At 66.6% G+C, this 7,854-nt stretch carries 10 protein-coding genes; 9 read left to right on the forward strand and 1 reads right to left on the reverse strand.

What is annotated here, in order from left to right; translation table 11 throughout:
* The 3 genes from E5W87_RS30975 to E5W87_RS30985 all read left to right on the forward strand — a co-directional run.
* The coding region (locus tag E5W87_RS30975; RefSeq protein ID WP_292406396.1) for a precorrin-8X methylmutase at positions 1-403 on the forward strand (403 nt) is incomplete at its 5' end.
* A complete protein-coding gene (locus E5W87_RS30980) occupies positions 400-1,161 on the forward strand; it encodes a precorrin-2 C(20)-methyltransferase (RefSeq protein ID WP_292406399.1) in 762 nt (253 codons plus the stop codon). The genes E5W87_RS30975 and E5W87_RS30980, both read left to right, overlap by 4 nt.
* Complete coding sequence (locus E5W87_RS30985) at positions 1,158-1,922, forward strand: precorrin-3B C(17)-methyltransferase (protein ID WP_292406402.1); 765 nt, start codon at positions 1,158-1,160, stop codon at positions 1,920-1,922. The genes E5W87_RS30980 and E5W87_RS30985 overlap by 4 nt, the downstream gene beginning before the upstream one ends.
* On the opposite strand, the gene E5W87_RS30990 is transcribed toward E5W87_RS30985, so the two are convergent.
* Complete coding sequence (locus tag E5W87_RS30990; RefSeq protein ID WP_292406422.1) at positions 1,886-2,668, reverse strand: cobalt-precorrin-6A reductase; 783 nt, start codon at positions 2,666-2,668, stop codon at positions 1,886-1,888. The genes E5W87_RS30985 and E5W87_RS30990 overlap by 37 nt on opposite strands.
* Before the next feature lies 1 nt (position 2,669).
* Here E5W87_RS30990 and cbiE point away from each other — a divergent pair, with 1 nt between their 5' ends.
* The 6 genes from cbiE to E5W87_RS31020 all read left to right on the forward strand — a co-directional run.
* Positions 2,670-3,908: a precorrin-6y C5,15-methyltransferase (decarboxylating) subunit CbiE gene (cbiE, locus tag E5W87_RS30995; RefSeq protein ID WP_292406425.1), complete on the forward strand. Its 1,239-nt coding sequence runs from the start codon at positions 2,670-2,672 to the stop codon at positions 3,906-3,908.
* A complete protein-coding gene (locus E5W87_RS31000; protein ID WP_292406405.1) occupies positions 3,905-4,291 on the forward strand; it encodes a cobalamin biosynthesis protein in 387 nt (128 codons plus the stop codon). The genes cbiE and E5W87_RS31000 overlap by 4 nt, the downstream gene beginning before the upstream one ends.
* Positions 4,288-5,052, forward strand: coding sequence for a precorrin-4 C(11)-methyltransferase (cobM, locus tag E5W87_RS31005; protein ID WP_292406408.1), 765 nt, complete (start codon positions 4,288-4,290; stop codon positions 5,050-5,052). Before E5W87_RS31000 ends, cobM begins: the two co-directional genes overlap by 4 nt.
* Positions 5,049-5,867 (forward strand): uroporphyrinogen-III C-methyltransferase, encoded by an 819-nt coding sequence (gene cobA / locus E5W87_RS31010; protein ID WP_292406411.1) that lies wholly within the window; start codon positions 5,049-5,051, stop codon positions 5,865-5,867. The genes cobM and cobA overlap by 4 nt, the downstream gene beginning before the upstream one ends.
* Positions 5,864-7,177: a cobyrinate a,c-diamide synthase gene (locus tag E5W87_RS31015; protein WP_292406414.1), complete on the forward strand. Its 1,314-nt coding sequence runs from the start codon at positions 5,864-5,866 to the stop codon at positions 7,175-7,177. Before cobA ends, E5W87_RS31015 begins: the two co-directional genes overlap by 4 nt.
* On the forward strand, positions 7,174-7,854 hold a 681-nt coding region (locus E5W87_RS31020), incomplete at its 3' end, for an adenosylcobinamide-GDP ribazoletransferase (RefSeq protein WP_292406417.1). The genes E5W87_RS31015 and E5W87_RS31020, both read left to right, overlap by 4 nt.

Here is a 7,854-nt window from a genome sequence, read left to right on the forward strand (position 1 = left end):
CGCCGAGATGGTCTCGCACGGCGTCACCCGCGCCCGGTTGCCGGCCGGTAACGAGGTGATTTGCACGCTGCGCGATCCGCAAACTTCTGACATCGCGAAAAAGATCGGCAACACCCGCTCGGCCGCGGCCATCGACCTGTGGGGCGATCGCACGGCCGGTTCGGTCGTCGCCATCGGCAATGCGCCGACCGCACTTTTCTACCTGCTGGAAAGGCTGCGCGACGGCGCGCCGAAACCGGCTGTTATCATCGGCATGCCGGTCGGTTTCGTCGGTGCTGCCGAATCGAAGGACGCGCTGGCCGAGAATTCCTATGGCGTGCCCTACGCCATCGTGCGCGGTAGATTGGGCGGCAGCGCCATGACCGCCGCAGCACTCAACGCACTGGCGAGGCCGGGTCTGTGAACGCGATTGCAAAAGGTAGGCTTGTCGGCGTCGGCACCGGCCCCGGCGACCCCGAGCTGCTGACGCTGAAGGCCGTGCGCGCACTGACCGAGGCCGACGTGGTCGCGCATTTCGCCAAGCGCGGCAACAACAGCAATGCGCGTGCCATCGTCGGCGCCCATTTTCGTCCTGATCTGATAGAATTGCCGCTGCTCTATCCCGTGACCACCGAGATCGACAAGGATCACAGCGATTACCGGTCGCAGATAACCGATTTCTACGAGGAGTCGGCCGAGAAGGTCGCCGAGCACCTCAGCGCCGGCAGAATGGTCGCCGTGCTTTCGGAAGGCGACCCGCTGTTCTACGGCTCCTACATGCACCTGCATGTCAGGCTGGCGCACCGCTTCCCAACCGAGGTCATTCCCGGGGTAACCGCCATGTCCGGCTGCTGGTCGGCGACTGGAACGCCGATCGTCCAGGGCGACGATGTATTGACCGTGCTGCCGGGCACAATGAGCGAATTCGAACTGACGCGCCGCCTCGCCGATACCGATGCCGCCGTCATCATGAAGGTTGGCCGCAACCTGCCCAAGATCAGGCGCGCGCTGGAAGCGACCGACAAGCTGGCGCGTGCCGTCTATGTCGAGCGCGGTACCATGCCGGGCGGCGTCTCGATGCGGCTGGCCGATAAGAAGGACGACAAGGCGCCCTACTTCGCCATCGTGCTGGTGGCCGGCTGGTCTGGCCGCCATGAAGCATTGGTGGAGGCTGGGGCATGAGCGGCCGTCTGACCGTCATCGGCCTCGGACCCGGCAATGCCGACCAGGTGACGCCGGAAGCGAGCCGCGCCGTCGCCGAGGCAAAATTCTTCTACGGCTACAAACCGTATCTTGACCGGCTCGATCTGCGCCCCGACCAGACCCGCGTCGCCTCCGACAATCGCGAGGAACTCGCTCGCGCCAAGGATGCGCTGTCAAAGGCTGCCGAAGGCCATCACGTCGCGGTCGTCTCCGGCGGCGACCCCGGCGTCTTTGCCATGGCGGCGGCCGTCTGCGAAGCGATCGAGGCCGGTCCGGCGGAATGGCGTGGTGTCGACGTGGCGATGCTGCCCGGCATCACCGCCATGCTCGCGGTCGCCGCCCGCATCGGCGCACCGCTCGGCCATGATTTCTGCGCCATCTCACTGTCCGACAATCTGAAACCGTGGGACCTGGTTGAGCTACGCCTGCTGGCCGCGGCAGGCGCCGGTTTCGTCATCGCGCTCTACAATCCGATCAGCAAGGCACGCCCCTGGCAGCTCGGCCGCGCCTTCGAATGCCTCACAGCGATCCTGCCGGGCACCACGCCGGTCGTCTTCGGCCGCGCCGCCGGCCGTCCTGACGAGCGCATCGAGGTGTTTTTGCTGGCCGACGCAGATGCGGAAAAGGCCGATATGGCGACCTGCATCATCATCGGCTCGCCTGAGACCAGGATCATCAAGCGCGGTGAAAAACCGGCGCTGGTCTACACGCCGCGTTCGGCAGCGGGCCCAAGAAAATGACTGACCAGAAAATGATCGACCATTTCGGCAAGAGCTTCGACGGTCTCAGCCGACGCAACGTCCTGCAGCGCCGGCCTGCGGATCATGACCACCTCGATGCTGAGTGCCCGCGCAGCGGCGATCTTGCCGTAGGTCGCCTCGCCGCCACTGTTCTTGGACACGACGGCATCGATGTGATGGTCGCGAAGCAGTGCATGCTCGTCGGCTTCCCGGAACGGTCCGCGCGCCAAGAGATAGGTCGCATCGGGCACAGCGAGCCTTGGCTCGACCGGATCGACACTGCGGATGAGATAATGGTGCTGGGGTGCGGCCTCGAAGGCGGCGACCTCTTGCCGGCCGAGCGCCAGAAACACGCGGCGCGGCGCAGTGCCCAGAGCCTGTACAGCGTCGGTTACTCCATCAACGAGCGTCCAGCGGTCGCGTTCGGCTGGCTCCCAGCCCGGGCGCCTGAGCGCAATGATCGGCACGCCGGCCTCATGCGCCGCTTCCGCGGCATTGGCAGAGATTTGCGCCGCATAGGGGTGTGTGGCGTCGATCAGCAGACCGATCTGGTTTTGGCGGAGATACGCCGCCAGCCCGCCGGCGCCCCCGAAACCACCCACCCTCGTCGGCACGCCTTGCGCCACCGGGCTTTCAGTGCGGCCGGCCAGCGACAGCGTGAGCGACACATCAGTACGCGCGGCCAGCGTTCCCGCCAATTGCCGGGCTTCGGCTGTTCCGCCGAGGATCAAAATGCGGTGGGTCATCATGCCTGCTGAGGGTCCGCGCGGCGCCAAGCTCAACTCAAGATGGCTAACAATCGTCGGCATCGGCGAGGACGGTGTAGCGGGTCTCGGTGACGAGGCCAAGCGGTTGATCGCCGAGGCCGAATTCGTCTTCGGCGGCACGCGTCACCTTGCCCTTGTCGCGTCACTCGCCAAAGGTGAAGCACGCGCCTGGTCGACCCCTTTCGATGCCGAGATGCGCGACGTGCTGGCACTTGCGGGCAAAAAGGTCTGCGTGCTGGCCTCCGGCGATCCGTTCTTCCATGGTGTCGGCGTCACCCTTACCCGCAAGGTTGCGGTTGAGGAGATGCGCGTCATCCCTGCGCCTTCGGCCACGTCGCTGGCTGCCGCCCGCCTCGGCTGGGCGCTGCAGGATATCGAGACCATTTCGCTGCATGGCCGCTCGCTCGACCTGATCCGGCCGCTGTTGCATCCGGGCACCCGCATCCTTGCGCTGACCTCGGACGGCGATGCGCCGGCAGCGATTGCGCGCCTGCTGGCCGAACTCGACTTCGGCGCCTCACGGCTAACGGTCCTGGAGACGCTGGGCGGCCCGAACGAAAGGCTGCGTTCGGTTCGAGCCGACGCCTTCGACCTCGAAAAGGTCAATCCGCTCAACGTGCTGGCAATCGAAGTTGACTCAACTTTAGAGGCACGCATCCTGCCGCTGGCTTCAGGCCTTGCGGACCATTTATTCGAGCATGACGGCCAGATCACCAAGCGCGAGATCCGCGCGATTACCCTGTCCGCCCTCGCCCCCAGACGCGGCGAGTTGCTGTGGGATATCGGCGCCGGCTCGGGCTCAATTGGCATCGAATGGATGCTGGCCCATTCCTCGATGCGCGCCATTGCCGTCGAGGCCGATCCGACCCGCGCCGCCCGCATCCACCGCAATGCATCACACTGTGGCGTTGGCCTTGTCGTGGTCGAAGGCTCGGCACCAAAGGCGCTTGCGAAGCTAGGCACGCCCGATGCGATCTTCATTGGCGGCGGCGGCAGCGATACCGGCGTGCTGGGCGCGGCCATCAAGGCCCTGCGCATTGGTGGCCGGCTGGTTGCCAATGCGGTGACGCTGGAGATGGAGGCGCTGCTTCTTTCCCGCCACGCCGCGCTCGGCGGCGATCTCACCCGCATCGTTATATCCCGTGCTTCGCCGGTCGGTTCGATGCAAGCCTGGCGGCCGGCCATGCCGGTCACCCAATGGAGCTGGGTCAAGCCATGATGGTCGCGGGCATCGGCAGTCGTAAGGGCATCAGCGCAAGGGATGTGCTTGCCGCGATCGAAACCGCGCTGGAGGCGCATGGGCTGGCGATGACGGCACTTTCGGCGCTCGCCACCGCTTCTCTGAAGCAGGACGAGCAGGCAATCCTCTCTGCGGGCCGCGACCTCGCCCTGCCAGTGATCGTTGTCGAGGACGATGCGCTCAAGGCCGCGTCGTCGCGCGCAATCAGCCGCTCGAGCCTGTCACAGGAACATGCCGGCACGCCGTCGGTTTCCGAAGCCTCGGCGCTTGCCGCCGCCGGGAAAGGCGCGAAACTGCTTGGGCCGCGCATTGTGCTCGGCCCGGTCACCTGCGCCATCGCCATCAGCGGAGACGCAGCATGACCGTCCACTTCATCGGCGCCGGACCGGGCGCGGCCGACCTCATCACCTTGCGTGGCAGCCGACTGCTGGCAAGCTGCCCGGTCTGCCTCTATGCCGGCTCGATCGTCGCGCCCGAGCTGCTGCAGCACTGCGCCCCCGGCACGAAATTGATCGACACCGCGCCGATGTCGCTCGACGAGATCGAGGCCGAATATCTGGCGGCCCACCAGGCCGGCCACGACGTCTCCCGCCTGCATTCCGGCGACCTGTCGGTGTGGAGCGCCGTCGCCGAGCAGATCCGCCGTCTTGAGAAGCACGGCATCGCCTATACGCTGACACCCGGCGTGCCCTCTTTCGCAGCCGCTGCGGCAGCGCTGCGCCGGGAGCTGACCATTCCCGAAGTCGCGCAAAGCCTGGTGCTGACCCGCATCTCCGGCCGTGCGTCAAAAATGCCGCCCGGCGAAACGCTGGCCGGCTTCGGCCGCACCGGCGCGACGCTGGCCATCCACCTTGCCATCCACGCCATCGACCGTGTCGTCGCCGAATTGACGCCGTTCTATGGCGCCGATTGCCCGGTTGCGGTCGTCTTCGGTGCTTCCTGGCCGGACGAGCGCGTGCTGATCGGCACACTGGCCACCATCGAGGCGCAATTGGCCGCCGATCCGATGGAACGCACGGCGATCATCTTCGTCGGCCGCTCGCTGGCAGCGGAAGGCTTTGGCGAGAGTTCACTTTACGACGCCCACTATCAGCGGCGTTTTCGCGGGCGGGACGGATTGTGAACGACGGCACCGGAAACAGAGGTGGAAGCACCACGATCGAACAGGCTTTGGCCCGGCTGAACTTCAAGCCACGCCAGTTGGAGCCGGGTCATGTCTGGCTGGCCGGTGCCGGCCCCGGTGATCCCGGCTGCCTGACGCTGGAAGTGCTGGCCGCACTTGGGCAGTGCGATGCCCTCGTCTACGACGCGCTGGTATCTCCCGATGTCGTGGCAGTGGCGGCGAGTGCCGAGCTTTTCTACGCCGGCAAGCGCGGCGGCCAGCCGTCGATGAAGCAGGACGACATCACCGCTTTGCTGGTCCGGCTGGCGCACGAAGGCCGGCGCGTCGTCAGGCTGAAAGGCGGCGACCCCTATATTTTCGGGCGTGGCGGCGAAGAGGCGTTGGCGCTTGCCCGCGAAAACATCCCGTTCCGCGTCCTGTCCGGCCTCACCTCAGGCCTCAGCGCGCTTGCCGGTGCCGGCATCCCCGCCACCATGCGCGGCATCAACAAGGCGGTGATCCTGGCGACCGGCCACGCCGCCGGCACCGATGACGACCTCGACTGGGCGGCAATCGCCCGCACCGGCCAGCCGGTCGTCGTCTATATGGGCATGGCCAATCTGCCGCTGATATCAGCCTCACTGCTCAAGGGCGGGCTGGCGCCGTCGACGCCGGCGGCGGTGATTGTTGCCGCAACGACGCCGCAGGAGCGCATCGTCGTCGCCACGCTCGCCACCATTGCCGAGGAAGCGGCCGCCGCCGGGTTGACCTCACCGGCGCTGATCGTTGTCGGCGGCATCGTTGCGATGCGCGCGGCATTGGCGGGCGAGCCATGACCCGCGCGATCATCATCGGCGCGCCGCGCTCGGGTTCGGGCAAGACCAGCGTCACTATCGGCATCTTGCGCGCGCTCGCCCGGCGCGGCCTGAAAGTGCGCGGCGCCAAATCCGGTCCCGACTATATCGACCCCGGCTTCCACACCGCTGCCACCGGATTTTCCGGCGTCAATCTCGACAGCTGGGCGATGCCGCCTGCGTTGCTCAACGCGCTGGCCGGTGACGCTACTGAAGACGCCGATTTCATCTTCCTCGAAAGCGCCATGGGCTTGTTCGACGGGATTCCCGCTGATCCGGGCCGCACCGGCTCGGCCGCAGACCTTGCCCGGCTCTATGGCCTGCCGGTGCTGCTGGTGCTCGACGTTTCCGGGCAGTCGACCACGGCGGCGGCCGTCGCCAAGGGTTTTGCTACCTACGACCCCGATGTGCGCATGGCCGGCGTCGTGCTCAACCGGCTGGGCAGCGAACGTCATCGCCGTCTCTGCAGCGACGCCATCGAGGCGATCGGCCTGCCTGTCGTCGGCGCCATATTGCGAGACCCGACGCTCAACCTGCCGGAGCGCCATCTCGGTCTCGTCCAGGCCGGCGAATACGAGAATCTGATGGCGCATCTCGACCGGCTGGCCGACATGGTCGAACGCTCGCTCGACCTCGACGCCATCATGGCGCTGGCGGCGCCATTTGAACCTGCACCGGGCAGCTTCAGCGACGCGCTGCCGCCGCCCGGCCAGCGCATCGCATTGGCCGAGGACGCCGCCTTCACTTTCCTCTACCCGCATGTCGCGGCGCATTGGCGCAAGGCCGGGGCGGAAATCGTCTGCTTCTCGCCACTCGCCGACGAAGCACCCAGCGACAATTGCGATGTCTGCTGGCTGCCCGGCGGCTATCCCGAGCTTCATGCCGGCCGCCTTGCGGCGGCTGCGAATTTCAGGGCCGGCATTGAAGTGTTTTCGGCAACACGGCCGGTGCACGGCGAGTGCGGTGGCTTCATGGTTATGGGCGAAGCGCTGGAGGATGCCTCGGGAGAGACGCACAGGATGCTCGGCCTGCTCGGCCATTCGACCAGTTTTGCCAAACGAAAGATGAATCTCGGCTACCGCGAGGCGCGGCTGCGGGCCGATTGCCCGCTTGGAACGCAAGGCACGCTGATCCGTGGCCACGAATTCCACTATGCGCAGATGATTTCCACCGGCAATGACGAGCCACTGGCCGACCTTGCTGATGGCCAGGGCAATCCGCTCGGCGCCTCCGGCTACCGGCGCGGCCATGTCAGCGGCACATTCTTCCATGCGATTGCGAGAGGTGCATGACCGCAATCCCTTCACCCCGGCAGGCGCTCGACGACATCGCGCTCTGCCTCGTGTTCTTCACCCGGCTGCCGGTGCCGGTCGTAGGTTTTCGCGGCCGTAGCCTTGCCGACGCGATCTGGGCAGCGCCGGTCGCAGGCCTCGCCGTCGCTCTGATTGGCGCCTTGGTTTACGCGGTCGGAACCTGGCTCGGCCTTGCCGCCGGCCCAGCAGCGGGACTTGCCCTTGCCGCAACCCTGCTCGCCACCGGCTGCCTGCATGAAGACGGGCTTTCGGATGTCGCCGACGGCTTTGGCGGCGGCAAGACACGTGACAGGAAATTGGAAATCATGCGCGACAGCCGCATCGGCGCCTACGGCGCCTGCGCGCTCGGTATTTCGCTGCTGATCCGCTGGAGCGTGCTTTCGGAATTCGCCAGCCCGGCGCAAGTTCTGGTCGCTTTCATAGCCGCGCATGCCGCTTCGCGCGGCTTGTTCGGCGCTTTCATGCACCTGTTGCCGGCGGCTCGCAGCGACGGCCTCTCGGCCGATGCAGGCACGGTGTCGGCCGAAACTGCCATTGCCGGCGCCGTGCTCGGCGCCGTGGCGCTGCTGGCGCTAGGGTTCGGTGGCGCGGTCGCCGCGCTCATCCTGCTCGCAATTGTCTTGCGCACGCGCCTGCTCGGCCTGTTCGGCTACGAA

Origin of the sequence: Mesorhizobium sp. (genome assembly GCF_004962925.1) — a bacterium.
Lineage (GTDB): Bacteria > Pseudomonadota > Alphaproteobacteria > Rhizobiales > Rhizobiaceae > Mesorhizobium.